General features: G+C 62.2%; 29 protein-coding genes. 20 read left to right on the forward strand and 9 right to left on the reverse strand.

The annotated features are described in order from the left end of the window. Positions 1-98 precede the first annotated feature (98 nt). Positions 99-1,136 carry an IS630 family transposase gene (locus PNAP_RS04330; protein WP_011799840.1) on the forward strand — a complete coding sequence of 346 codons (1,038 nt, stop codon included), beginning with the start codon at positions 99-101 and terminating at the stop codon, positions 1,134-1,136. Between the two features lie 25 nt (positions 1,137-1,161). Here the strand turns inward: PNAP_RS04330 and kefC are convergent, their stop codons facing one another. Next, a complete protein-coding gene (kefC, locus tag PNAP_RS04335) occupies positions 1,162-2,985 on the reverse strand; it encodes a glutathione-regulated potassium-efflux system protein KefC (RefSeq protein WP_041376992.1) in 1,824 nt (607 codons plus the stop codon). Positions 2,986-3,130: 145 nt separating this feature from the next. Here kefC and PNAP_RS04340 point away from each other — a divergent pair, with 145 nt between their 5' ends. After that, positions 3,131-3,586 carry a MaoC family dehydratase gene (locus PNAP_RS04340; RefSeq protein WP_011800284.1) on the forward strand — a complete coding sequence of 152 codons (456 nt, stop codon included), beginning with the start codon at positions 3,131-3,133 and terminating at the stop codon, positions 3,584-3,586. A gap of 21 nt (positions 3,587-3,607) precedes the next feature. Here PNAP_RS04340 and PNAP_RS04345 read toward each other — a convergent pair whose 3' ends face one another. After that, positions 3,608-4,087, reverse strand: coding sequence for a tRNA (cytidine(34)-2'-O)-methyltransferase (locus PNAP_RS04345; RefSeq protein ID WP_011800285.1), 480 nt, complete (start codon positions 4,085-4,087; stop codon positions 3,608-3,610). 70 nt (positions 4,088-4,157) lie between these two features. Further along, positions 4,158-4,925 (reverse strand): ComF family protein, encoded by a 768-nt coding sequence (locus PNAP_RS04350; protein ID WP_011800286.1) that lies wholly within the window; start codon positions 4,923-4,925, stop codon positions 4,158-4,160. A 43-nt stretch (positions 4,926-4,968) separates the two neighbouring features. Between PNAP_RS04350 and PNAP_RS04355 the strand changes: the two genes are divergently transcribed. The 8 genes from PNAP_RS04355 to PNAP_RS04385 all read left to right on the forward strand — a co-directional run bounded on the left by PNAP_RS04355 (position 4,969) and on the right by PNAP_RS04385 (position 11,471). After that, the gene (locus tag PNAP_RS04355; protein WP_011800287.1) at positions 4,969-5,871 is read left to right on the forward strand and encodes a methyltransferase domain-containing protein; all 903 of its coding nucleotides are present in this window, start codon (positions 4,969-4,971) and stop codon (positions 5,869-5,871) included. Positions 5,872-6,038: 167 nt separating this feature from the next. Beyond that, positions 6,039-6,533 (forward strand): DUF2244 domain-containing protein, encoded by a 495-nt coding sequence (locus PNAP_RS04360; protein WP_011800288.1) that lies wholly within the window; start codon positions 6,039-6,041, stop codon positions 6,531-6,533. Positions 6,534-6,665: 132 nt separating this feature from the next. Further along, entirely contained in the window at positions 6,666-7,853 is a 1,188-nt protein-coding gene (gene coxB / locus PNAP_RS04365; protein WP_086000557.1) for a cytochrome c oxidase subunit II, read from the forward strand. 93 nt (positions 7,854-7,946) lie between these two features. Further along, on the forward strand, positions 7,947-9,581 hold the full coding sequence (gene ctaD, locus PNAP_RS04370; RefSeq protein WP_011800290.1) for a cytochrome c oxidase subunit I: 1,635 nt from the start codon (positions 7,947-7,949) through the stop codon (positions 9,579-9,581). A 17-nt stretch (positions 9,582-9,598) separates the two neighbouring features. After that, a complete protein-coding gene (locus tag PNAP_RS27835; RefSeq protein WP_232290752.1) occupies positions 9,599-9,709 on the forward strand; it encodes a cytochrome oxidase small assembly protein in 111 nt (36 codons plus the stop codon). A gap of 30 nt (positions 9,710-9,739) precedes the next feature. Then, a complete protein-coding gene (locus PNAP_RS04375) occupies positions 9,740-10,321 on the forward strand; it encodes a cytochrome c oxidase assembly protein (protein ID WP_041376516.1) in 582 nt (193 codons plus the stop codon). 2 nt (positions 10,322-10,323) lie between these two features. Continuing rightward, a complete protein-coding gene (locus tag PNAP_RS04380) occupies positions 10,324-10,530 on the forward strand; it encodes a DUF2970 domain-containing protein (protein ID WP_041376517.1) in 207 nt (68 codons plus the stop codon). A 59-nt stretch (positions 10,531-10,589) separates the two neighbouring features. Then, entirely contained in the window at positions 10,590-11,471 is an 882-nt protein-coding gene (locus PNAP_RS04385; RefSeq protein ID WP_011800293.1) for a cytochrome c oxidase subunit 3, read from the forward strand. An 85-nt stretch (positions 11,472-11,556) separates the two neighbouring features. Here PNAP_RS04385 and PNAP_RS04390 read toward each other — a convergent pair whose 3' ends face one another. Beyond that, complete coding sequence (locus PNAP_RS04390) at positions 11,557-11,778, reverse strand: twin transmembrane helix small protein (protein WP_011800294.1); 222 nt, start codon at positions 11,776-11,778, stop codon at positions 11,557-11,559. A gap of 18 nt (positions 11,779-11,796) precedes the next feature. Here PNAP_RS04390 and PNAP_RS04395 point away from each other — a divergent pair, with 18 nt between their 5' ends. The 5 genes from PNAP_RS04395 to PNAP_RS04415 all read left to right on the forward strand — a co-directional run bounded on the left by PNAP_RS04395 (position 11,797) and on the right by PNAP_RS04415 (position 16,145). Continuing rightward, positions 11,797-12,543, forward strand: coding sequence for an SURF1 family protein (locus tag PNAP_RS04395; RefSeq protein ID WP_011800295.1), 747 nt, complete (start codon positions 11,797-11,799; stop codon positions 12,541-12,543). A gap of 14 nt (positions 12,544-12,557) precedes the next feature. Continuing rightward, positions 12,558-13,274: a hypothetical protein gene (locus PNAP_RS04400; protein WP_083758017.1), complete on the forward strand. Its 717-nt coding sequence runs from the start codon at positions 12,558-12,560 to the stop codon at positions 13,272-13,274. Between the two features lie 146 nt (positions 13,275-13,420). Further along, positions 13,421-14,599 (forward strand): COX15/CtaA family protein, encoded by a 1,179-nt coding sequence (locus PNAP_RS04405; protein ID WP_011800297.1) that lies wholly within the window; start codon positions 13,421-13,423, stop codon positions 14,597-14,599. After that, entirely contained in the window at positions 14,596-15,516 is a 921-nt protein-coding gene (gene cyoE / locus PNAP_RS04410) for a heme o synthase (protein WP_011800298.1), read from the forward strand. Before PNAP_RS04405 ends, cyoE begins: the two co-directional genes overlap by 4 nt. Next, positions 15,513-16,145, forward strand: a complete 633-nt coding sequence (locus PNAP_RS04415; RefSeq protein WP_011800299.1) for an SCO family protein — start codon at positions 15,513-15,515, stop codon at positions 16,143-16,145. The genes cyoE and PNAP_RS04415 overlap by 4 nt, the downstream gene beginning before the upstream one ends. A gap of 67 nt (positions 16,146-16,212) precedes the next feature. Here PNAP_RS04415 and rpoH read toward each other — a convergent pair whose 3' ends face one another. The 3 genes from rpoH to ftsY all read right to left on the reverse strand — a co-directional run bounded on the left by rpoH (position 16,213) and on the right by ftsY (position 19,009). After that, complete coding sequence (gene rpoH, locus PNAP_RS04420; RefSeq protein ID WP_041376996.1) at positions 16,213-17,151, reverse strand: RNA polymerase sigma factor RpoH; 939 nt, start codon at positions 17,149-17,151, stop codon at positions 16,213-16,215. A 299-nt stretch (positions 17,152-17,450) separates the two neighbouring features. Then, positions 17,451-17,738: a hypothetical protein gene (locus PNAP_RS04425; RefSeq protein WP_011800301.1), complete on the reverse strand. Its 288-nt coding sequence runs from the start codon at positions 17,736-17,738 to the stop codon at positions 17,451-17,453. Between the two features lie 98 nt (positions 17,739-17,836). Beyond that, the gene (ftsY, locus tag PNAP_RS04430) at positions 17,837-19,009 is read right to left on the reverse strand and encodes a signal recognition particle-docking protein FtsY (protein ID WP_011800302.1); all 1,173 of its coding nucleotides are present in this window, start codon (positions 19,007-19,009) and stop codon (positions 17,837-17,839) included. Positions 19,010-19,037: 28 nt separating this feature from the next. Between ftsY and PNAP_RS04435 the strand changes: the two genes are divergently transcribed. The 5 genes from PNAP_RS04435 (at position 19,038) to PNAP_RS04455 (ending at position 23,456) form a co-directional block, all read left to right on the forward strand. Continuing rightward, the gene (locus PNAP_RS04435) at positions 19,038-20,537 is read left to right on the forward strand and encodes a M16 family metallopeptidase (RefSeq protein WP_011800303.1); all 1,500 of its coding nucleotides are present in this window, start codon (positions 19,038-19,040) and stop codon (positions 20,535-20,537) included. A gap of 31 nt (positions 20,538-20,568) precedes the next feature. After that, positions 20,569-21,924 carry a M16 family metallopeptidase gene (locus PNAP_RS04440; protein ID WP_011800304.1) on the forward strand — a complete coding sequence of 452 codons (1,356 nt, stop codon included), beginning with the start codon at positions 20,569-20,571 and terminating at the stop codon, positions 21,922-21,924. After that, positions 21,921-22,595, forward strand: a complete 675-nt coding sequence (rsmD, locus tag PNAP_RS04445) for a 16S rRNA (guanine(966)-N(2))-methyltransferase RsmD (protein WP_011800305.1) — start codon at positions 21,921-21,923, stop codon at positions 22,593-22,595. The genes PNAP_RS04440 and rsmD overlap by 4 nt, the downstream gene beginning before the upstream one ends. 89 nt (positions 22,596-22,684) lie before the next feature. Then, positions 22,685-23,182 (forward strand): pantetheine-phosphate adenylyltransferase, encoded by a 498-nt coding sequence (coaD, locus tag PNAP_RS04450; RefSeq protein ID WP_041376518.1) that lies wholly within the window; start codon positions 22,685-22,687, stop codon positions 23,180-23,182. 4 nt (positions 23,183-23,186) lie between these two features. Beyond that, positions 23,187-23,456, forward strand: coding sequence for a YfhL family 4Fe-4S dicluster ferredoxin (locus PNAP_RS04455; protein WP_011800307.1), 270 nt, complete (start codon positions 23,187-23,189; stop codon positions 23,454-23,456). A gap of 103 nt (positions 23,457-23,559) precedes the next feature. On the opposite strand, the gene pth is transcribed toward PNAP_RS04455, so the two are convergent. Then, complete coding sequence (pth, locus tag PNAP_RS04460) at positions 23,560-24,189, reverse strand: aminoacyl-tRNA hydrolase (RefSeq protein WP_041376519.1); 630 nt, start codon at positions 24,187-24,189, stop codon at positions 23,560-23,562. 157 nt (positions 24,190-24,346) lie between these two features. After that, on the reverse strand, positions 24,347-25,003 hold the full coding sequence (locus PNAP_RS04465; protein WP_011800309.1) for a 50S ribosomal protein L25/general stress protein Ctc: 657 nt from the start codon (positions 25,001-25,003) through the stop codon (positions 24,347-24,349). Between the last annotated feature and the right edge of the window lie 11 nt (positions 25,004-25,014).

Consider the following 25,014-nt stretch of genomic DNA (forward strand, 5'->3'; position numbering starts at 1 on the left):
GCTTGTGCCCGCCCGTATTGCGCAAAAGCCTTATTTCATCACTATTGATCCGGCCCAATGAAGTATGAACTTTACTGAATTTTCTCTATCGAAGAAAGATGGAAAAAGAAAATGCAAGAAAGCAGACGCTGGAGCAGCTTCACGAGCGGCGCAAGCAAGTCGTGAGACTGCATAAAAGGGCAATGGGCGTCATGCAAATTGTCTCCATGACGGGTTTGAGCTACCCGGCTGTGCGCAGGTGCATCGACCTGTTCGATGAGGGCGGCTGGCCAGCAATACGACCGGCCTTGCGTGGGCGCACTCAAGGTCTGGGGCGCACCCTGAGCCAGGCTCAGGAGGACAGCCTTCAGCGCAGCATCATCGATCAACGCCCTGAGCAGCTCAAGATGGATTTTTTCCTGTGGAGCCGGGCGGCCGTAGGCCAGCTCATCGAGCAGGAGTACGGCATCGAGCTGCAGGTGCGCAGCGTTGGCAAGTACCTGGCCCGCTGGGGTTTTACGCCCCAAAAGCCCATCAGGCGAGCCTACGAACAAAGCCCTGAAGCGGTGCAGGCCTGGCTCGAAGGCGAGTACCCGGCGATAGAGCAACGCGCCCGCCAGGAAGGCGCTGAAATCCATTGGGGTGACGAGACGGCGCTGGTGAACACCGATGTGCGCGGTAGAAGCTTTGCGCCTGCTGGAAAGACACCGGTGGCCAGAACCGTGGGAGGCACCCGGCAAAAGCTCTCGATGATTGCCACGGTGACTAACCAGGGGAAAACCCGCTGGATGATCATTGACGATGCGTTTGACGCGGACAAGCTCATCGAATTCCTGCGGGCACTGGTCAAGGATGCGGGCAAAAAGGTATTTTTGATACTGGACAACCTGCGGGTTCATCACAGCAAAATCGTCAAGGCCTGGGTGGCTAACCACAGGGACGAAATTGAGCTGTTTTATCTGCCCAGCTACAGCCCTCAGCTCAATCCGGAGGAACGCCTCAATGCGGATCTGAAGCAGGAGATGGGCAAACGCGTACCGGCGCGCAGCAAAGCCAAATTACGCGATGCCGCCAACGAGCACATGGCTCTGCTCGAGCGCACGCCTGAGCGAGTTATCGCCTACTTTCAGGATCGGCGTGTTCGCTATGCCGCTTAATACTTCATCGGGCCGGATCAATATTTCAGTCCTGCGCACTCCTGGACTGCTGCGCCAGCTGCTCGCGCTCCTGCTTCATCTGCGCCTCTAACTGCAGCCGTCCCTGCCGGGCCACGGCAATCACTTTTTCGCGGTCGTTGCGGTGCGGGTACATGCGCTCGAACAGCTCCAGGTTGTGCTGGCGAAAGCGCCCGGCAGCTTGCTGCGCCAGCTCTGGCGGCTGGCCCAGCAGTTCGAGCACGGTGCGGGCGCTGCGCAGGCTGGACTCGAACAGCTCGCGCTCGACGCGCATCACGCCCCGGTCGCGCAGCGCGTTCCAGTGCGTCACGTCCCGGGCTCTGGCGACGATCTGCAGCTGCGGAAAGTTCTCGCGCACCACATCGACGATTTTCAGCGACTGCTCCACGTCATCGACCGACAGCACCAGAATCTTCGCCTGCGCCGCGCCCGCCGTGCGCAGCAAATCGAGCCGCGTGGCGTCGCCGTAGAACACGCGGTAGCCAAAGGCGCGCACGGTTTCAATCAGGTCCGCGTCGTGGTCAAGCACGGTGGCCGAAATGCCTTGCGCTAGCAGCATGCGCCCGACGATCTGGCCATAGCGGCCGAAGCCGGCGATGATGACCGGCGCTTCCTGCGGCTCCGAGATTTCTTCCAGCGTGGATTTCTTGCCGTTGGCATAACGCGGCAAGAGCAGCTTGTCGATGGCCACCAGCAGCAGCGGGCTGATGAGCATCGACAGCGCCACCGCGCCGATCAAGAGCGAGGCGGTTTCCATCGAAAACACATGCGCGCCAGCGGCCGCCTGGAACACCACGAAGGCAAATTCGCCGCCCTGCGCCAGCAGCAGCGCAAACACCGGCCGCTCCTGGTAGGGCAGCTTCATGGCGTAGGCCAGGCCGTAAATCGCCAGCAGCTTGAGGCCCAGAAAGCCCGCCAGGATGGCCAGCATTTGTCCCGGAAATTTCCACAGCACGCCAAAGTCGATGCTCATGCCGACGGCGATGAAAAACAGGCCCAGCAGCAAGGCCTTGAACGGCTCGATGTCGGTTTCCAGTTCGCGCCGGTATTCGCTTTCGGCCAGCAGCACGCCGGCCAGAAAGGCGCCCAGCGCCATCGACAGGCCGACCAGCTGCATCAAGGCGGCAATGCCGACCACCAGCAGCAGCGACGCGGCGGTGAAGATTTCGGGCGTGCCGCTGTTGGCGATCCAGCGCAGCACCGGCCGCAGCAGCAGCCGGCCGCCTAAAATGATGCTGGCGATGGCTGCTACTATTTTTATAGCTTCAAGTGCCCGGCTGGTATGCGCAACCGCCTCATTTTCTCCTCCAATGGCGCCCAGCAGCGGCAGCAGCGCCAGGATCGGGATGGCCGCCACGTCCTGGAACAGCAAAATCGAAAAACCGGCCTGGCCGCTGGAGGTGCGCATCAGGTTGCGCTCGTTGATCGACTGCAGCGCAATCGCCGTCGATGACAGCGCCAGGCCGAGTCCGGCCACCAGCGCGGTCGTCCAGTGGATGCCAAACGCCATGGCCGTTCCGGTCAGCAATCCAGCGCAGCTCAGCAGCTGGGCGCTGCCCCAGCCGAAGATGGGCCGGCGCAGGCTCCACAGGCGCTGGGGTTCGAGTTCCAGGCCGATCAGGAACAGCATCAGCACCACGCCGAACTCGGCGAAGTGAAGGATGTCCTGCACGTTGGTGACCAGGCCCAGCCCCCACGGCCCGATGGCGATGCCGGCGGCCAGGTAGCCGATGATCGAGCCCAGGCCGAGCTTTTTGGCCAGCGGCACGGCGACCACGGCGGCGGCCAGATAGATGAAGCTGTTGATCAGCCAGGCGGGGGCGTGGGTCATGAAGGTATCCAGAGCGTCGTTGCGTGGGTGAACGATAGCGGAAAAGCAGCGTGGCGCGGGCTGCTGCGCTTCGCCGGCGCTCACCCCTGTCACCGATTCGACAGGCTGGTCGCTGTTTTTGCCAGCCGGCCGCTAAAGTCGGGCCATGAAAACCTTTCAAACCCTGTCCGAACTGGCCGCCTGCGCCGGCCAGGAAGTCGCCGTCAGCGACTGGATCACCATCACCCAGGCGCGGGTCAACCTGTTTGCCGACGCGACCGGAGACCACCAGTGGATTCATGTCGATCCTGAAAAAGCCGCCACCGGGCCGTTTGGCGCAACGATTGCGCACGGCTTCCTCACGCTGTCGCTGCTGCCGGTGTTCTTTGACACCTCGTTCGAGATCGCCGGCTCCCGGATGGGGGTGAATTACGGCCTGAACAAGGTGCGTTTCATGGCGCCCGTGCCGGTTGGCAGCCGGCTGCGCGGCCGCATGAAGCTGCTGGGCGCCATGCCCATCGACAACGGCGGCATGCAGATGGCGTGGGAAGTCACGGTGGAGCGCGAAGGCTTGGCCAAGCCGGTGTGCGTGGCCGAATCGCTGGTGCGGTATTACCCGTAGCGCCCGTTCGCCCGTTTCGCTTCAAGCGGCCAGCGCCGCGCCGCCAAAACCGTTCTGCCGCCACGCCTCGAACACGGTGACGGCCACGGTGTTGGACAAATTCAGGCTGCGCTGGCCGGGCAGCATCGGCACCTTCAGGCGCCGGGCCAGGGCAAACGATTGCCGCACTTCGGGCGCTAGTCCCTTGGTTTCCGAGCCGAACACCAGCCAGTCGCCGGGCAAAAAGCGCGCTTCGTACATGCTGCCCGCGCCCTGCGTCGTCAGGGCGAACAGTCGGTCGGCCGGCGGCTGCTGGCTTTCCAGGAACGCGGGCCAACTGGCATGGCGCAGCACCTGGGCGTACTCGTGGTAGTCGAGTCCGGCGCGCCGCATGTGCTTGTCGTCCATCGAAAAGCCGAGCGGCTCGACCAGGTGCAGGCGGCAGCCGGTGTTGGCGGCCAGGCGAATCACATTGCCGGTGTTGGGCGGAATCTCGGGCTCGACCAGGACGATATTGAACATGTTTGGCGGATGTTGGGAAGAAGCCGCGTCGCGCTTTGTCGGCGTGCGGCGGAGAAGTGAAGCGGCGATTCTAGGCGGGCGGCGTGCGCGCCAGCACCACGGCGGTGATGCGCGCCGCGCCCGCATCCCGCAAGGCCTGCGCCGCCGCAAACAGCGAAGCGCCGCTGGTCATCACGTCATCGACCAGCACCACGCGCCGGCCTTGCAGTTGGGGCGCGCGCAGCGGATCGACCTGGAAAGCGCCCCGGACGTTGGCCAGCCGGGCTTCGCGCCTGAGCTGGCTTTGCGGACGCGTGTGCTTCAGGCGGAGCAGCAGCCGGGCATCGGATTGCCCACGGGTCCGGGACTGGCGGGCCAGGGCGCTGGCCAGCTCCCACGCCTGGTTGAAACCGCGCGTCTGCAGCCGCTCGGCCGACAGCGGCAGGGCAATGAGCCAGTCCTGCGCGTCCAGTTCGTCCAGTGCCTGCGCCACGCCCGGCGTTTTGAGCAGCAGGCTGGCAAAAAAGCCGGCCCAGCCGTGCTGCTCGCCAAACTTGTAGCGGGTAATCAGCGTGGACCACGGATAGGCATAAGGCACGGCGGCCAGCGTGCTGTCCAGCGGCGGGTGCTGGCGCATGCACTCGGCGCAATGCCGGGGGCCGGTGCTGCGCAGGCCCATGGACAGATCGGCCGGCAGGGGCAGGGCGCAGCTGAAGCAGCGCGGCTCTGATGGCCTGAACCGCGCCAGGCACGGCTGGCAGACCTGCTCTGCGGGCCAGCTGCGGCAAACGGCGCACTGGCTGGCCAAACAGGGCAGCCGGGACAGGAGTGGGGGAAGCGTCAGCAGGCGGGAAAACACCGTGTCAATATACTCGCCTGACCTTGTGCAACCATTACCTTTCATGACCACCACCTCGCGTCCGCCCACGCTCGATCCGAACGCCGTCAGCCGCTGGCAGCGCATTGCGCCCCTGGCTTCACCCTGGCTGCATGAAGAAGTGGCCAGCCGCATGCAGGACCGGCTGCAATGGATCAAGCTCAAACCGCAGGCCTGGGCGGACTGGGGCGCCTTGCGCGGCGGCATGCAGGCGCATGCCCAACTGGCAAAAACCTACCCTGATGCAGCATGTTTTATTGCCGATGTGCATGCAGGACGGGCACAGGCAGCTTCCAAAATCATAGCAAAGCCCTGGTGGAACCCCAGCCAGTGGCGGGCCGCGCCAGTGCGTTTCGAGATGCCGCCGCCAGCCAGCGTCGATATGCTTTGGGCCAACATGGCGCTGCACGAATCCGCCGACCCGCAAGCCCTGCTGGCCCAGTGGCACCAGGCCCTGAAGGTCGATGGATTTTTGATGTTTTCATGCCTCGGGCCGGATACCGCCAGGGAATTGCGTGCGCTGTATGCCCGCCTGGGCTGGCCGCCCGCAGGCCATGAGCTGACCGACATGCACGACTGGGGCGACATGCTGGTGCAGACCGGCTTTGCCGAGCCGGTGATGGACATGGAGCGCATCACCCTGACTTACGAAACGCCGGCCCGCCTGTTGCAGGAACTGGCCGAGCTGGGCCGCAATTTTCACCCGGCGCGCTTTCCCGGCTTGCGCGGCAGGGCCTGGAAAGCGCGGCTGGAGCAGGAGCTGGCGGCCCAGCTGACCGGCAGCGACGGCCGGCTGTCGCTGACGTTTGAAGTCATTTATGGGCATGCCCTGAAGGCCAAGCCCAAGTTCAAGGTCAGTCCGCTCAGCGCCGTGTCGGTCGAAGACATGCGCCGCATGCTGCAGGGCAGTGCCGGCCCCTTGGGTTGAGGTGTCTGCCCATGGGGATGGAAACATTTTGAATCATCGTTTTTTTTGAAATGTTGGCAGTTTCCCTAGAGAGGAATTTGCTGGTTTCTGTTTAAATCAATGGTGATTTGGCGAGAAACCTGCTTTTTTCTTGTTACGCCGCATGCCGTTTTCCTGAGGGTCGTCACATGTCGCAGTCATCCACGGCATTTCAATTTGCCACCTTGTCGGCACCCGATGCCAATCCCCTGGGTGCGGTCGTGCTCTGGCGGCTCAAGCGCCACAGTTGGCTTTCGCCAGCGCAGCTTGGGTGGTTTTATGTGTCCTTGTGTCTGACCTGCCTGGGAATTGCCGCCTTGTTGTGGTCGCAGAATGCTTCCGCGGTTATGACTTTTGTCCTGCTGGCAGTGGGTGCGGCGTTTGTCGTGTATTCCCGTCATGCCGGAGACGCGGAAAAAATCGTGCTGCATGGCGGGCAACTGGTGATCGAGTTGGAAACCGCAGGCCGCACGCAGCGGGCTGCATTCAATCGGGAATGGGTCCGCATCGAACCCAAGGATGGCGACGGCTCGCTGATCGAGGTCTCGGGCCAGGGCCGGTCGGTGCGGGTAGGCCGTCATGTGCGGCCTGAACTGCGGCCGCTGCTGGCGCGCGAAATCCGGTTTGCGTTGCGGACATGCTGACTCAAAAGCGGCTTGTCTTTAGCTGATTTTTAATTTTGGAATTTTGACTTGCCGCAAACTTTATACTTATTGGTGAATTCAATCGGTAATTGAAGCAGAAAAAAAGTGATCACGATGAACCTGAGCAACACCATGAGCAAATTGACACGGCTTGGCTTACAGCATGCAGGCACCATCGGGGTCTCTGCGGCGGCCTGGCTAAGCACGGCCGCTTACGCTGTCAATGATCTGGCTGGCGGGCCGGCGGTCAATCAACTCAACCTACATCCGGCAGCCACCCGCATTGCCCAAGAGCAGCACTGGCTGCACTGGTTCATGATGATCATCTGCGTCTTGATCTTCGTGGCCGTCTTCGGCGTGATGTTTTATTCCATCCTGAAGCACCGCAAGTCGCTCGGCCACAAGGCTGCCAACTTTCATGAATCCACGGTCGTGGAAATCGCCTGGACGATTGTTCCTTTTGTCATCGTGATCGGCATGGCACTGCCTGCCACCAAGGTGCTGGTTGCGCAGAAAGACACCACCGGCGCCGACCTGACGATCAAGGCCACCGGCATCCAGTGGAAATGGGGCTACGACTACCTCAAGGGCGAGGGCGAAGGTATCGGTTTTGTCTCGACCCTCGACAACGACCAGCGCCTGATGTCCAACAACGGCGGTCCCAAGGCCGGTGAAACAGCGCCTGACAATTACCTGCTCAAGGTGGACAACCCGCTGGTGGTTCCGGTCAACAAGAAAATCCGCATCATCACCACGGCCAACGACGTGATTCACGCCTTCGCCGTGCCGGCTTTCGGCATCAAGCAGGATGCGATTCCCGGTTTTGTGCGCGACACCTGGTTCAAGGCTGAAAAAGTCGGCGACTTCTACGGCCAGTGCCAGGAACTCTGCGGCAAGGAACACGCCTACATGCCGATCCATGTGAAGGTGGTTTCCGCCCAGGATTACAGCGCATGGGTTGCCGTCAAGGCCAAGGAAGCCGCAGCCCTGGCCGATGATCCGGCGAAAGTCTGGACGCTGGTGGACCTCAAGGCCCGTGGCGAAAAGGTTTATGCCGCCAACTGCGCCGCCTGCCACCAGGCCAACGGCAAGGGCGCCGGTCCGATCAAGCCGCTGGACGGCTCGGCCATCGTGCTGGACAAAGACCATGGCAAGCAAATTCAGACCGTCCTCAATGGTGCCGCCGCAGGAGCCATGCCGTCGTGGAAAGCCCTGAGCGACACCGATCTGGCAGCAGTCATCAGCTACACCAAGAACAACTGGTCCAACCAGACCGGCCAGATCGTTCAGCCTGCCGAGATTCTGGCTGCACGCAAGTAAGCTCCGACACCACAAACTACCCAGCCGCCGACCCGACCCGCCGGCAGCCCCGAAGATAAAAGCTACAGGCCCAAGCCACCAAAGGAAGCCAAGATGAGTGCAGTTCTAGACCATCCCGATCACGCGCATGATGCCCACGATCACCATGCCCCGACGGGCTGGCGCCGCTGGGTGTTTGCCACCAACCATAAAGACATTGGCACGCTGTACCTGCTGTTCAGTTTCACGATGCTGATGTTCGGCGGCGTCCTGGCGCTGCTGATCCGGGCCGAACTCTTCCAGCCGGGCTTGCAACTCGTCAACCCCGAGCTGTTCAACCAGCTCACCACCATGCACGGCCTGATCATGGTGTTCGGCGCCATCATGCCGGCGTTTGTCGGGTTTGCGAACTGGATGATTCCGCTGCAGATCGGCGCCTCCGACATGGCGTTTGCGCGCATGAACAACTTCAGCTTCTGGCTGATGATTCCGGCCGCTCTGATGCTGAGCACTTCCTTTTTGCTGCCGGGCGGCGCCATGGCTGGCGGCTGGACGATGTATGCCCCGCTGTCGCTGCAGATGGGCCCCGCGATGGACGCCGGTATCTTTGCCATGCACATCCTGGGCGCTTCGTCGATCATGGGTTCGATCAACATCATCGTCACGATTTTGAACATGCGCGCGCCCGGCATGACGCTGATGAAAATGCCGATGTTCTGCTGGACCTGGCTGATCACGGCCTACCTGCTGATCGCCGTGATGCCGGTGCTGGCCGGCGCCATCACCATGACGCTGACCGACCGCCATTTCGGCACGACCTTCTTCAACCCCGGCGGCGGTGGCGACCCGGTGATGTTCCAGCACATCTTCTGGTTCTTCGGCCACCCCGAGGTGTACATCATGATTTTGCCGGCCTTCGGGATCATCAGCCAGATCATTCCGGCCTTCTCGCGCAAGCGCCTGTTCGGCTATGCCTCGATGGTGTATGCCACCGGCTCGATTGCGATTCTGAGCTTCGTGGTCTGGGCGCACCACATGTTCACCACCGGCATGCCGGTCACCGGCCAGCTGTTCTTCATGTACTCGACGATGCTGATCGCCGTGCCGACCGGCGTGAAGGTGTTCAACTGGATCGCCACGATGTGGAAGGGCTCGATGACGTTTGAAACGCCGATGCTGTTCGCCGTCGGTTTCATCTTCGTGTTCACCATTGGCGGCCTGACCGGCGTGATTCTGGCGGTCGCGCCGATTGACATCCAGCTGCAGGACACCTACTACGTGGTGGCCCACTTCCACTACGTGCTGGTGGCCGGTTCCCTCTATGCCATGTTTGCCGGTTACTATTACTGGAGCCCCAAGTGGACCGGCGTGATGTACAGCGAACGGCGCGGCCAGATCCACTTCTGGTGGTCGCTGATCTCCTTCAACGTGACATTTTTCCCGATGCACTTCCTGGGCTTGGCCGGCATGCCGCGCCGCTATGCCGATTACCCGATGCAGTTTGCCGACTTCAACGCGATTGCCAGCGTCGGCGCCTTCTTCTTCGGTTTTGCACAGGTGTATTTCTTCTTCTTCGTCGTCCTGCCGGCCATGCGCGGCAAGGGCGTGCCTGCCAAGCAGAACCCCTGGCTGGATGAAGGCGGCAAGGGCGCCGAGGGCCTGGAATGGGAAGTGCCATCGCCTGCACCCTTCCATACCTTTGAAACACCGCCCAAGCTCGATGCCACGGCAACCCGCGTGATCGCTTGAGCCCGATGCCGGCCACCATGAAACCCGATCAGAAAAAAAACAACCTTCGCCTGGCCCTGATCCTGGCGTCGGTGGCCGCTGTTTTCTTTTTCGGTTTCATGGCCAAAATGATTTTTCTGGGCCATTGAGCCCGACGAATCTTCACACCTCACAGAATCCTGATGCTCAAGCGCGAAAACTTCAAGATGCTCGGCAAGCTGGGCGTCATCGTGCTTGGCATGTTCTGCTTTGGCTACGCGCTGGTGCCGATTTACAAGGCGATCTGCGAGATGACGGGCATCAATGTGCTGGCTTTGGGCGACCGGCAGATTCCTGGCGCCACGGCCACGCTGCCGGCCAACACGCAGGTTGACCGCAGCCGCACCATCACGGTGGAGTTCGATGCCAATTCGCGCGGCCCCTGGCATTTCAAGCCGGCACAGAATTCCGTGCAGGTCCATCCCGGAGAACTGGCAACGGTGATGTACGAATTCCAGAACGTCCAGAACCGCACCATGTCGGCCCAGGCCATTCCCAGCTATGCGCCAGCGCAGGCCGGACCGCATTTCAACAAGCTGGAGTGTTTCTGCTTCAGCCAGTACACGCTCGCCCCAGGCGAGAAAAAGCAGTGGCCAGTCGCCTTCGTGATTGATCCGAAGCTGTCCAGGGATGTGAAGACGATCACGCTGTCCTACACCTTCTTTGAGGTGGGCGGCAAGACGCCGGCCGCGCCGGATACCTCCAAAGCGACAGGTGCTTGAGAATGGCTGCAACGCCACCCCGCAAACCTTCGCTCTGGCGAACCGTCAAGGCCATCGCTTGGTCGTTCGTCGGTTTGCGGTCCCGGGGCGACTATGAGGAAGATGTCAAGAACTTGAGTCCGCTGCACATCATTGTTGTCGGGCTGGTAGGTGTTTTTGTATTTGTGGCAGTTTTGGTGCTGCTGGTGAACTGGGCGGTTGCGCGCTAGTCACCACGGTTTCATTCAAAGATCAGTAAAAAATTCGAGAGAAAAACAGGAGTCGAGCGATGTCAGCAGCAATCCACGGGGCAACCCCTTACTATTTTGTGCCCGGCCCTTCGCGGCACCCGGTCATGGCCGCCATCGGCTTGTTTTTTGTGATTCTGGGCGCCAGCCAGTGGATCAATGGCGCCGGATGGGGCGCCTGGTCGCTGGCCTTTGGCATGCTGTTCTGGCTCGGCACGCTGTTCCAGTGGTTCCGTGACTCGATTGCCGAAAGCGAAGGCGGCCTGTATGGCCACAGGGTTGACCTGTCCTACCGCTGGAGCATGAGCTGGTTCATTTTCTCGGAAGTCATGTTTTTCGGCGCGTTTTTCACCGCCCTGTGGTGGGCGCGCTCGCATTCGCTGCCAGCGCTCGGGAGCCTGGACAATGCCTTGCTCTGGCCTGACTTCAAGGCGGTCTGGCCCAGCCTGGCGGCCGGGGTGACCGGATCGCCGGCCGACATCATCGAGCCGTTCACGACCATGACGCCGTTCTGGCTGCCGACCATCAACACGGCCCTGCTGCTCAGCTCGGGCGTGACCCTGACGATTGCCCACCATGCCCTGCGCGAAAACCACCGGGGCCGCACCATTGCCTTCATGTGGATGACGGTGCTGCTGGGCATCACGTTTTTGACGGTGCAGGGCTATGAATACTTCCATGCCTATTCCGAACTCAACCTGAAGCTGACCTCGGGTGTGTATGGCTCGACGTTTTACATGCTGACGGGTTTTCACGGCTTTCATGTGCTGATCGGCATGCTGATGCTGCTGGTCATCACGCTGCGCCTGCAAAAAGGCCATTTCACCGCCGACAAGCATTTTGGCTTTGAAGGCGCGGCCTGGTACTGGCACTTTGTGGACGTGGTGTGGCTGGGTCTTTACATCACGGTTTACTGGCTATAAGGAGACTGGGTCGGGCTCGCCGCCCAGCCTGCAGACTGTTCAACAAAAGGCCGCTTGACGCGGTCTTTTTTATTTACTTATCCGATTATTTGCCAACCGGAATTCCCGTCGGTTGTATGTAGCCCATCTTCCACGCAATCAAAATGCAGACAAACAGCAACACCGAAAACCCGACGCGAAACGCCAGCGCGCGCGCCATGTTGCTGGTTTTCTGTTTGCCGTCGGTGCCGTCCTTCATCATGAAGAACAGCGCCGCTCCCAGGCTGGCAAGAATGGCAATGAATGCCAGTGCAACAAGATAAGTCATGAAGCTGATTATCTGTCCATGACTTCCGCCCTGAATTCACGCCGTTTCTGGCTGCTCACGCTGGCTGCCATGCTGGTGGCGGGAGCTACCTTTTCGCTGGGCCAGTGGCAACTTCGCCGTGCCGCCCAGAAAGAAGCAGTCCAGGCCGCGATTGAGGCAAAGAATAGCCTTTCTGCGCTTGATGGACGTGCATTGGTAGCTACTAAAAACATAGCAAATGAGATTTACAGGCGAGCCGTGCTTCAAGGCGTCTGGCAAGCAGCGCACACGGTGTACCTCGACAATCGCCCGATGGGCGGACGCACCGGATTCTGGGTATTCACGCCGCTGGTGCTGCAAGGCAGCGGCCAGGTGATTCTGGTGCAGCGTGGCTGGATTCCGCGCAATTTTGCCGACCGTACCCAATTGCCTGAAGTCGCCACACCGGCCGGACGGGTCACGGTCGAGGGCCGGATTGCCCCGCCGCCTTCCAAGCTTTACGAGTTCAAGGGCATGGATGCCGGGCCAATCCGGCAAAATCTCGATCTGGCCGCTTTTCGGCTGGAGACAGGTCTGCCGCTGCTGGAAGAAGTTTCGCTGCTGCAAACCGGCGCGCCCAGCGAAGGCTTGCTGCGCGAATGGGCTGCTCCCAATCTGGGGGTGGACAAACACCATGGTTACGCCTTTCAATGGTTTGGCTTGTGCGGTCTGGTCGTCCTGCTGTATGTCTGGTTTCAAGTGATTCTTCCTTTTCGTGCTTCCTTGCGTGCCCAGCGCCGCGACTAACCGCCCCAAGTACTGTGACAAACGACTCTTCCGAATCCTCTTCAATTCGTCCCGGCACCGCCGCCCGGGACCAGCCGCTGGGGCTGACGGTCCATGCCCTGCCTGCCATCGACTCGTCCGGGGTGCGTTCGGCTGATACCCGTTCGGGTCGCTGGAAAATGATGCTGGTTCTGCTTGTATGCGCCAGCCCGGTCATTGCCTCCTACTTTGCTTACTACGTGATCAGGCCCGAGGGGCGTCGCAACTTTGGCGAACTGGTCGATCCGCAGCGTCCCCTGCCTGCCATCGCCACCCAAACGCTCGATGGCAAGGCCGGCCAGCTGACGGCGCTGAAAAACCAGTGGCTGCTGCTGAGCGTGGCCGGCGGCGCCTGTGATGTCCGCTGTGAACAGAACCTGTATTTCCAGCGCCAGCTGCGCGAATCCATGGGCCGCGAAAAAGAGCGCATGGACCGCGTCTGGCTGGTCAACGATGAAGCGCCGGTGCGTGAAGCCTTGCTGCCCGCACTGGCTTTTGCCACCGTGCTGCGCGTCGCTGCGGGCGACGTGGCGCAGTGGCTGGAACCGGCACCGGGCAAGCGGCTGCAGGACCATATTTACCTGGTCGATCCGCTGGGCAACCTGATGATGCGGTTTCCGGCCGACATGGATGCGGATGCGGCCGCCAAAGCCAAGCGCGACCTGGAGCGTTTGCTGCGTGCTTCCAGCAGCTGGGACAAGGAAGGCAGGTAGTGGCCCCCACGCTTTTCACTACGTGTAATGCGCTGCCCCCCGAGGGGGCCGCTGCGCCTGCGGCCCGGCTGAGCCGGTTCCGCGGCCCTGGCGGGCATGGCGCTCCATTACGCATGGCCATGGCCGGTTCTCTTTAGGCATTAGACATGGATGCGCAAAACCTCTACGACCTGAGCCCGGCCGTGCGCCTGATGATCATGGGCCTGGTGGTGGCGCTCGGGCCGCTGGCCTGGATCTGGGCGCGCAACAAGAGCGCTCCCGTGGCCCGGCGTCTGCGGGTGCTGACGCTGGTGACCCTGTTTCTGACCTTTGACCTGGTGATCTTCGGCGCCTTCACCCGGCTGACCGATTCCGGCCTGGGTTGCCCCGACTGGCCCGGCTGCTATGGCAGCGCCAGCCCGCTTGGCGCGCAGCTGCATATCGAGGCCGCCCAAAGCGCCATGCCCAGCGGCCCGGTCACGCATTCCAAGGCCTGGATTGAAATGATTCACCGCTACCTGGCGACCGGCGTGGGCGTGCTGATCCTGACGCTGACCCTGGTGACCTGGATGGCTCGCCGCGAACAGCAGCGCAGCGACAAGCGTGGGGGCGATATCCTTTCTCCGTGGTGGCCCACGGCCACGCTGCTGTGGGTCTGCCTGCAGGGGGCATTTGGTGCGCTGACGGTGACGATGAAGCTGTTTCCGGCCATCGTGACGCTGCATCTGCTCGGTGGCCTGGTCCTGCTGGCCTTGCTGCGCGCGCAGTCGGTGCGTTATGCGCAGGCGCAGGAACAAAGCAGGCCGACCATCCTGAGCACCGCCACCCGCCGCTTTCTGCTGGCCGCATTTGCCCTGCTAGGGGTGCAGATTGCGCTGGGCGGCTGGGTCAGCACCAATTACGCGGTCCTGGCATGCACCGACTTCCCCGGCTGCCAGGGGTCATTCTGGCCAGCGATGGATTTCAGCCAGGCTTTCACGCTGTGGCGCGAACTGGGCGCGGGCCATGACGGCGGCTACATCAGCTTTCAGGCGCTGACGGCCATCCACTATGTGCATCGCCTGGCCGCCTATGCGGTATTTATCGTGCTGATGCTGCTGTCGTTCAGCCTGTACAGCGTGCCCGCCCTTCGCCAGCAGGCGCGCTGGCTGGCCGGCTTGACCCTGCTGCAGGTCGCTACCGGCCTGGGCAATGTGGTGCTGGGCTGGCCGCTGCTGGCCGCCGTTGGCCATACCGGCGGTGCTGCCGCGCTGGTCGTCGTTCTGACCGGCATCGTTTTTTCAAGCCGCAAAATGCCTGTGCTGGCCCGTGTGTCCCCAATGAACGCTTCGAGATTGTCCGCATGAATCCCAGTCCTCCGTCTGCCGCTGCTACTCCATCCAGCGCCCGCGCTCCGTCACGCTTCAGCCAGTTTTACGCGCTGACCAAACCACGCGTCGTGCAGCTCATCGTGTTTTGCGCGCTGATCGGCATGGTGCTGGCCGTGCCGGGCGTGCCGACCTGGCTTGATGTCCGGCTCGCCCTGATCGCCTGTGCAGGCATCTGGCTGGTGGCCGGCGCGGCTGCGGCCTTCAACTGCCTGGTCGAGCAGCAAATTGACGCCAAGATGCGGCGCACCGCCTGGCGACCGACGGCCCGGGGGCAGCTCAGCAACCCCCTGACGCTGGCTTTTTCCGCCGGACTGTGCGCTCTGGGCTCATGGGTTTTGTATGTCTGGGTCAATCCACTGACCATGTGGCTGACCTTTGCCACCTTTGTCGGCTATGCGGTGGTGTACACCGTGATCCTCAAGCCGCTGACGCCGCAAAACATCGTCATCGGCGGCGCCTCGGGCGCGATGCCGCCAGTGCTGGGCTGGGCCGCCATGACCGGCTCGGTCGGGCCTGAAGCGCTGATTCTGTTCCTGATCATTTTCCTGTGGACGCCGCCGCACTTCTGGGCGCTGGCACTCTACCGCGTCGAGGACTACCGCAAGGCCGGCCTGCCGATGCTGCCCGTCACCCACGGCAACGAATTCACGCGGCTGCAGGTGTTTTTGTACACCTTGGTGCTGTTTCCCGCCTGCCTGATGCCCTTCATCTTCAAGATGAGCGGCTGGCTGTACCTGGTGGCGGCGGTGCTGCTCAGCATCGGCTTCAGCGGCCATGCCTGGTGCCTGTGGCGCAATTACTCCGATGCGCTGGCACGCAAGACCTTCCGCTTTTCGCTGATTCACCTGTCGGCCTTGTTTGCAGCGCTGCTGCTGGACCACTACCTGATATGAAAACCCACTTGCTGATGCAACCCGGCCGCCGGCGTGCCTTCAACACCCTGGCGGCCTTGATGGCGCTGTCGATGTCTGCCGGAGTCCTGACGGGCTGCGCGCCCGACAAGCCCCAGTTCAAGAGCATTGACCTGACCGGCGCCGACTATGCGCAGGGCTTTTCCCTGGCTGACCACAACGGGCAGTTGCGCACGCTCAAGGACTTTGCCGGCAAGGTCGTGGTCGTGTTTTTCGGCTTTACCCAGTGTCCCGATGTCTGCCCGACCTCCATGGCCGAACTGGCCGAAATCAAAAAGCAGCTTGGCGCCGATGGCGACAAGCTGCAGGCCATCTTCATCACCGTGGACCCCGAGCGCGACACGCCCGAGATGCTCAAGGCCTACATGGGCAACTTCGACCCGACCTTCGTGGCACTGCGGCCCACGCCGGAGCAACTTGCGCAAGTCGCCAGGGATTTCAAGATTTATTACAAAAAAGTCGATGGCAAGACCCAAGGCAGCTACACCATGGACCATTCGGCCGGCAGCTACATCTTTGACCCGCAAGGCCGTGTCCGGCTCTACAGCCGCTACGGTTCGGGTGCTGAAGCGCTGGCTTCCGACATTCGCCTGCTGATCAAGTCAAGCTGAAAAAAAGCCTGCCACTTTCCAGTGCAGGCTTTGGGGCGGGCAAGGCCGGTATCCACCGGCGGCAGGGTCAGGCGTAGGTCGCCAGCACCTTTTTCATTTTCTTCATAGCCGCCACCTCAATCTGGCGAATGCGCTCGGCGCTGACCTTGTATTCGGCCGCCAGGTCGTGCAGCGTCATGCCGCCCGAACCGTCATCGTTCACATTGAGCCAGCGCTCTTCCACAATGCGGCGTGCGCGCGGGTCGAGTTCCTGCAGGGCGGTGCTCAGGCCATCGGTCATGAGGTCATCACGCTCGCGCGATTCCATCAGGGCCGTCGGCTCCTGCGCGGCATCGGCCAGGTAGGCAATCGGACCAAAGGCATCATCGCCATCGTCGTTCGGGCTCGGGTCCAGCAGCACGTCGCCGCCGGACATGCGCTGCTCCATCTCGATGACTTCCTCGCGCTTGACGTTCAGCGTCCTGGCCATCGAGTCAATCTGGCTTTCGGTCAGGGTGTCGCGGTGCGTCGCCACGTCGGCGTCGTCCTTGTAACCCTGTTTCATCGAGCGCAGATTGAAAAACAGCTTGCGCTGGGCCTTGGTCGTGGCGACCTTGACCATGCGCCAGTTTTTCAGGATGTATTCGTGAATTTCGGCCTTGATCCAGTGCATGGCGTAGCTCACCAGGCGCACGTTCTGGTCAGGGTCGAAGCGCTTGACCGCCTTCATCAGGCCGATGTTGCCTTCCTGGATCAGGTCGCCGTGGGGCAGGCCATAGCCCAGGTACTTGCGCGAAATCGACACCACCAGCCGCAGGTGAGACAGCACCAGCTTGCCGGCCGAGTCCAGGTCATTGTTCTCTTTGAGCTTTTTGGAAAACTCCTGCTCCTGCTCCAGGGTGAGCATGGGCAGGCGGTTGACGGCCGAAATATAAGCGTCCAGATTGCCCAGCGGAGGCACCATAGCCCAAGGGTTGATGGCGGCCACGGCGGTGTTTGACGCAGCAGGCGCAACCGCGACGGACATCATCGACTTGGGGGAAAGGGCATAAGACATCGCAAGACTCCTTTTCTCTAATGCTAAATATTAGCACTCCATCAGAGAGAGTGCCAGGCAATAGGTTCAATGGGTTGAATAGCTAAAGGCTAATTAGCGTTAACCCTGAGATAGGAGCAACCTTGGGCGGTTTTAGTTCAGCGAATTTGGTTTCAGGTTTGTAAAGAAACACAGATGATCAACAGTCAAAATGGTCTTTACCGCACGTTCTTTCTGTGCTTTTAGCTATTAAAACAATAGCTAAAAGCGTCCTGAACACTTCCTGGTTTTCAGGGCTGGCGCCTGTCATCGGGAATTTCGCGCACTTCGACATCGACCACCTGGCCTGAAGCGGCTTTCGCCGAGCCTTGGCGGGACTGGCCCGGCCACATGCCTTGCTGCGAGAACTGCTGGAACCGGGCAAATGCCATGAGGGGCGCGGGTTTGCGGCCGGTGATCAATGATTTGAGCAGGCTCAGGGTCAGCACGGTCAGGGCAACCAGCAGCAGGCCGACAGCCAGCACGGCGGCTGACAAACCGAAAACCAGTTTCAAAATAAAACGAAAAACTTGACTCATAGGGTTGGACACGTCGCAATCCTTTAAACCATCCAGATAAAGACGATTAGCCGGTTTTCAACCCCGGCGCGCATGTGTCTGCTGATGCTGCCGTTGACTTACCCCAGCAGCGCCTGCGCAAATTCGCGGGCGTTGAAGGTTTCCAGGTCTTCGAGCTTTTCGCCCACGCCAATGAAGTACACCGCCACCGGCCGCAAACCCGGCGATGCCTTGGCCCGTTCGCGCGCCCACAGCGCAATCGCCGCCAGCACGCCGCCCTTGGCCGTGCCGTCGAGCTTGGTGACGACCAGGCCGGTCAATTGCAGCGTGTCGTCGAAGGCTTTCACCTGTGCCAGCGCGTTCTGGCCGGTGTTGCCGTCGATCACCAGCAGCACCTCATGCGGCGCGGTGGCGTCGGCTTTCTGCACCACGCGCTTGATCTTGCGCAGCTCTTCCATCAGGTGCAGCTGCGTCGGCAGCCGGCCTGCGGTATCGACCAGCACCACGTCCTTGCCGCGCGCCTTGCCGGCGGTGACCGCGTCAAAGCTGACGGCCGCCGGGTCGCCGTTTTCCTGGCTGACAATCTCGACCGTGTTGCGGTCGGCCCAGACGCTGAGTTGCTCGCGCGCGGCGGCGCGGAAGGTATCGGCCGCCGCCAGCAGCACCGAAGCGCCTTCATTGGCCAGGTGGCGCGTGAGCTTGCCAATCGAGGTGGTTTTGCCCGCGCCGTTGACGCCGGTGACCATGATGACGGTGGGAACGAATTCACCGATCACCAGCGGCCTTTCGAGCGGCTTGAGCAGCACGGTGATGGATTCGATCAGCGCATTCCTGACGGCGACCGGATGCGTCATGCCGCCGTCCTTGACCCGGCGCCTGACATCGGCCAGCAGGTGCTCTGTCGCGCTGACGCCGGTGTCGGCCATCAGCAAGGCGGTTTCCAGGTCTTCGTAGAGCTGCTCGTCGATCTGGCTGCCGGTGAAGACGGTTGAAATGCTGGAGCCGGTCTTGCGCAGGCCTTCCTGCAGCTTGCCGAACCAGCGCTGTCGCTCGGGCGCGACGGCCAGCGCCAGCGCTGCGGGAATGTCGATGGGCGTGACCAGTGCGCTGCCGATCATTGAGCCGCCGTTGCCGGCAGGCGGCTTCAGTGGCGCAGGCGAGGGCGAGGGCGGTGAAGGCGGGGCTGGGCTATCGGACCTGTCGCCAATCGCAGGCACTTGCGGCTGCGCTGGCGCATCAGCAGGCGTGGAGGACAGGACGGAGCGTAATTTTTTTTTGAAGAAACTGAACATTGATTAGTCTTGTAGAGTCCACCATTCTATGAAACACCCCAAGCCAATTTTCGTCAAGCCCCGAGTATTCCTTTCGATGCGCCTGGCGGGCCGTTTTGCAGCCGTGCTGCCTGCTGCGCTGATGGCCTGCGTCAGCCCTGTGGTCTTCGCTCAGGCGCCGATACCGGTGGAGCAGTTCACGCTGGCCAACGGCCTGACCGTCATCGTCAAGCCCGACCACCGGGCGCCGACCGTGGCCCACATGCTGTGGGTGCGGGTCGGCTCGATGGACGAGGTCGATGGCACGTCGGGCGTGGCGCATGCGCTGGAGCACATGATGTTCAAGGGAACGCCGAAGGTCAAGGCCGGTGAATTCTCCAGGCGCGTGGCGGCGCTGGGCGGCCAGGAAAACGCCTTCACCGGCCGCGACAACACCGGCTACTACCAGCAGATTCCGGCCGGCAGGCTCGAAGACGTGATGCGGCTAGAGGCCGACCGCTTTGCCCACAGCCAGTGGCCTGACGACGAATTCAGGCGCGAGATCGAGGTCGTCAAGGAAGAGCGCCGGATGCGCACCGAGGAATCGCCCCACGCCATGCTGCATGAGCAGGCCAGCGCCGTCACCTTTCTGGCCTCGCCCTATCGCCGTCCCATCGTCGGCTGGATGAGCGACCTCGACGCGATGACGCCGGGCGACGTGCGCAGCTTCTACCAGCGCTGGTACGTGCCGGCCAACGCCGCGCTGGTGGTGGCCGGCGATGTCGAGGTGGCGCGGGTCAAGAAGCTGGCCGAGAAATACTACGGTCCCATTGCCGCGCGCCCGGTGCCCGAGCGCAAGCCGCGCAGCGAGCCCGAACAGGCCGGCATGCGCCGCATCGACCTCAAGGCGCCGGCCAGCCAGGCTTACGTCAGCATGGCCTTCAAGGTGCCCAAGATCGCGGCGGCGGATCTGGCACCAGCACCCGGCGCCGCGTCGCCGACGCTTGCCGCCAGCCGCGACGCCCTGGCGCTGACGGTGCTGTCGGCCGTACTCGACGGCTACAGCGGCGCCCGGCTGGAACGCGCGCTGGTGCAGGGCCAGGGCCAGGCGGGCGGGCGCGTGGCCGACAGCGCTGACGCTTCCAGCGGCCTGTTTGGCCGGGGGCCGCAGCTGTTCACGCTCGACGGCGTTCCTGCCGCCGGCAAGACCACGCAGCAGGTGGCCGATGCCCTGCGCCAGCAGGTCGCGCTGGTGGCGCAGGGCGGCGTGAGCGAGGCCGAACTCCAGCGCGTCAAGACCCAGTGGGTCGCCAGCGAAACCTACAAGCTCGACTCGGTGTTCAGCCAGGCGCGCGAACTCGGCTCCAACTGGGTCCAGGGCCTGCCGCTGGATGCCAGCGCGCGTCTGATTGCCCAGCTGCGCACGGTGACGGCCGGCGAAGTGCAGGCCGTGGCCGCCAAATATTTCGGCGATGACCAGATGACCCTTTCAACCCTGCTGCCCCAGCCCATGGACCCGAACCGCAAGCCGCGTCAGCCGAGCGCGCCGGCCAGCGGTGACCTGCATTGAGCCGCGCCCTGAACCGAACGGATTGAAATTCATGATGATTGCTACTAAAAAAATAGCTGCTCGCGCAATAGCAGTATGCGCAACCGGCCTATTTGTTCATACATTTGCACTGGCGACGATTCCCGTCCAGCACTGGACGCAGGCCAGCGGCGCGCAGGTCTATCTGGTCGAAAGCCCGGCCATTGCCATGGTCGATGTGCAAATTGATTTTGATGCCGGCAGCCGGCGCGATCCGCCCGCCCAAGCCGGGCTGGCGAGCATGACCGCCGACATGCTCGAAAAAGGCGTGCGGGAAAAGGACGGCGCTCCGGCGCTCGATGAAAATGCGCTGGGCGAAGCCTGGGCTGACCTGGGCGCGGACTTTGGCGCCGGTGCTTCGGCCGACCGCATGAGTTTTTCCCTGCGTTCGCTGACCGACCCGGCCCTGCTCGACCAGGCAGTGGCGCTGGCCGCGCGCCAGATCGCCGAGCCTGCCTATCCCGATGCCGTTTGGAATCGCGAACGCCAGCGCCTGCAGGCCGCGCTCAAGGAGTCCTACACCCGCCCGGGCAGCGTGATTGGCCGTGCCTATGCGCAGGCCGTCTATGGCCGGCATCCTTACGGCTACGAAATGACCGAAGCCACGCTGGCGGCCATCAGCGTGGCGGACATGCAGGCCGCGCATGCTGCCGGCGTCGTCGCTTGCCGCGCCCGCATCAGCCTGGTGGGCGCCGTCACGCGGGCGCAGGCCGATGTGATGGCCGCGCGCCTGCTGTCGCGCCTGCCGCAGCTGTCGTGCGCCAGCCTGCCGCCCTTGCCGACCGTGCCTGAAGTGGAGCCGCTGGCGGAGGCGCAGGAAAAAATCATCCCGTTTGATTCGGCGCAGGCGCATGTGCTGATCGGCCAGCCCGGCTTCAAACGCGCCGACCCGGACTATTTCCCGCTGACGGTGGGCAACTACATCCTGGGCGGTGGCGGTTTTGTCTCGCGCCTGACCAGTGAAGTGCGCGAAAAACGCGGACTGACCTACGGCATTTCCAGCTCGTTCTCGCCGGGACTGCATGCCGGCAGTTTCACCGTCGGCCTGCAGACCCGGCCCGACCAGACCGCGCAGGCGGTCCAGATCGCGCGCCAGGTGGTCAGGGACTTCGTGGCCGGCGGACCAACCGAGGCCGAGTTGAAGGCCGCCAAGGACAATCTTGTCGGCGGCTTCGCGCTGCGCATCGACAGCAACCGCAAGCTGCTGGGCAATCTGGCCGGCATTGCCTGGAACGGCTTGCCGCTCGACTATCTCGACACCTGGACACGGCAGGTGGAAAAAGTCACCGTGGCCGATGTCAAGGCGGCTTTCGCGCGCAAACTGCAGCCCGACAAAATGGTGACTGTTATTCTCGGAGCCGCAAAATGAAATACACACCCAAACCCATCGCCCCCGAGCCAGCCGCCAAGCCTTCGGCCAAGGCCAACACCATCAAGCCCAAGGGCACCGCGCACCTCAAGCCGCCCGGCGAAATCCGCATCATCGGCGGGCAGTACCGGCGCACCAAGCTCACCGTGCCGAATCACCCCGGCTTGCGCCCCACGCCCGACCGCGTGCGCGAAACGCTGTTCAACTGGCTGGGCCAGGATCTGACCGGCTGGCGCTGCGCCGACGTGTTTGCCGGCACCGGCGTGCTGGGTTTCGAGGCCGCTTCGCGCGGCGCCGCCGACGTGCTGCTGTGCGAGCAGGACCCGGGGCTGGTCGTGCAGCTCAAGGCGGTGCAGGCCAGGCTCAAGGCCAGCATGGTGCGGATTGAGCGCGGCGACGGGCTGAGCGCGCTCAAGCGGCTGGAAGCCGGCAGCATGCAGCTGGTGCTGATCGATCCGCCTTTTGACTCCGGCGTGTTCGAAGCGGCGCTCAAGGCCGCTGCCCAGGCGATCAGCCCGACCGGCCTGGTGTACCTGGAGGCGCCCAAAGCCTGGCAGGACGAGGAATTGCTGCCGCTGGGCCTGAGAATCCACCGCAGCGCCAAGGCAGGCGCGGTGCATTTTCACCTGCTGGTCAAGAGCGAGCTGTTGCCAGAGCCGCTGCCCGCCTGATCCCGGCCCGCCCGAAACGCCCGCATGGCCTTCAGGGTCACGGCCGGGTTTTGGGGTGATAAAAAGTGCGCAAGGGCATAATTCGGCCCATGTCCACTTCCCGCATTGCTGTTTATTCCGGCACCTTTGATCCGTTCACGCTCGGCCACGACGACGTGGTCCGCCGCGCCGCCGGCCTGTTTGACCAGTTGGTCATCGCGGTGGCGGTCGCCCACCATAAAAAAACACTGTTTTCACTGGATGCGCGCGTTCAGCATGTGCGAAATGCTACTGAAAACATAGCAAACGTGAGTGTTATGGCGTTTGACGGGCTGATGATGGATTTCTGTGCCGCGCAAAACGCCTGCGCTGTGGTGCGCGGCATCCGCAACCTGACCGACTTTGACTACGAGGCCCAGATGGCCGCCATGAACCGCAAGCTGCGTCCGCAGGTGGAAACCGTGTTCTTGCTGCCCGACGCTCCGCTGGCATGCATCAGCAGCACGCTGGTGCGCGAAATCAGCAAGCTCGGCGGCCAGGTCGGCCAGATGGTGAGTCCGCAAGTTGCGGCTGCGCTGGCTCACGTTCACGAGAAACAAGGAGCTTGACCCTATGGCTTTACTGATCACCGACGACTGCATCAACTGCGACGTGTGCGAGCCCGAATGCCCGAACGAGGCGATTTTCCTGGGCGCCGAAATCTACGAGATCGATCCCAACAAATGCACCGAATGCGTTGGCCATTTTGACGAGCCGCAGTGCGTGCAGGTCTGCCCGGTGGCCTGCATTCCGGTGGATCCACGGCACCGTGAAACCCAGGAAACGCTGTGGCAGAAATACCATCGGCTTCAGTCGGTCATTCCGGTTATCGTGGCCCGCTGATTCACCCAGTCATCGGTTTTACCTGCCGGTTAGTGCTCAAATAGGCCTTTTGCGCACAATGGACGGGCACATACAGCTATTAAAACGATAGTAAGCAGAAGTGCTAGAGCAGCTTTGGTGCGCTGTCTGCCGAGGCAGGCCGTGGCGGTTTCGGCCGGGGTGGCTGGCTGGTGTGAATCATCATCGTGGCTTTTTCCATCTCGCCCTTGAGCAGTTCGGGCACCGCCTTGAGACAGCGGTCAATGCAGTCTTCAATCGCCACGCGATGCTCCTGCGAAGGCTTTTTCAGTACCCAGTTGATGACTTCGGCTTTAACGCCCGGGTGCCCCACGCCAATCCGCAAGCGCCAGTAGTCCGCCGAGCCGAGTTGCGCATGGATGTCGCGCAGGCCGTTGTGCCCCGCATGGCTGCCGCCGAACTTGAGTTTGACCTGGCCGGGAACAATGTCGAGTTCGTCATGCGCCACCAGTATCTCGGCCGGCGAGATTTTGAAAAACCGGGCCAGTGCCGCCACTGATTTTCCCGACAGGTTCATGAAGGTCAGCGGCTTGAGCAGCCACACCGTCTGGCCGTTGACGGTGGTGCGGGCCACCTGGCCGTGGTAGTTCTTGTCCAGGCTGAGCGGCGCCTTCAATTCACGCGACAGCGCATCAATCCACCAAAATCCGGCATTGTGGCGCGTGGCTTCGTACTCGGGACCAGGATTGCCCAGGCCAACAAACAGTTTGATCATGTCGTGTGCAAAAAAGAAAGAGGAGGGCGGGAAAGCGTAGCAGAAGCACCTGGACGCACCCACGCATGAAAAAGGCCCTTAACCTCGTGGAGGATAAGGGCCTTGGGCCACTGCCTGGGCACAACCTGTTCAGGTCAATGCCGCAGCAAGCCGGGAATTACTTCTTGGCGGCAGGCTTGGCTGCAGGCTTGGCGCCGGCCTTGCCCTTTGCAGCCTTGGGGTCAACGACCACAGGAGCGACTTCGACGACTTCTTCAACGATAGGCGTGACCGACACCATGACCGGATTGACCTGGCCCTTGACAGCGGCTTTCACGCGCTTTGGCAGAACGATGTCCTTGACGTGCAGCGACTTGCCTTTGGTCAGGCCGCCGAGGTCAACAGCGATAAAGTCGGGAATGTCGGCCGGGAAGCAGGAAACCGTCATCTCGGTCAGCACGTGGGTGACGAGGCAGTTTTCCGTCTTGACGGCTGGGGATTCTTCTTCGCCGCTGAAGTGCACGGGCACCTTGACGGTCATGCGGGTGCGGGCTTCAACGCGCTGGAAATCGATGTGCTGGACTTGCTGCTTGTACGGGTGCATTTGCAGATCGCGCAGCAGAACCTTGTGTTCCGTGCCGCCCAGTTCCATCTCCAGGATGGAGCCGTGGAAAGCTTCCTTCTTGATGGCGTGCCACAAGGCGTTGTGATCGATTTCGATCAGGATGGGCTCGGCGGTGCCACCATAAACAATACCGGGCGTGCGGCCGGTGATGCGGAGACGGCGGCTCGCACCCGTGCCCTGCTTTGCGCGCTCAAAAGCGACGAATTTCATAATTTTCTCCA

This window comes from Polaromonas naphthalenivorans CJ2 (assembly GCF_000015505.1).
In the GTDB taxonomy this organism is placed as follows: Bacteria; Pseudomonadota; Gammaproteobacteria; order Burkholderiales; family Burkholderiaceae_C; genus Polaromonas; species Polaromonas naphthalenivorans.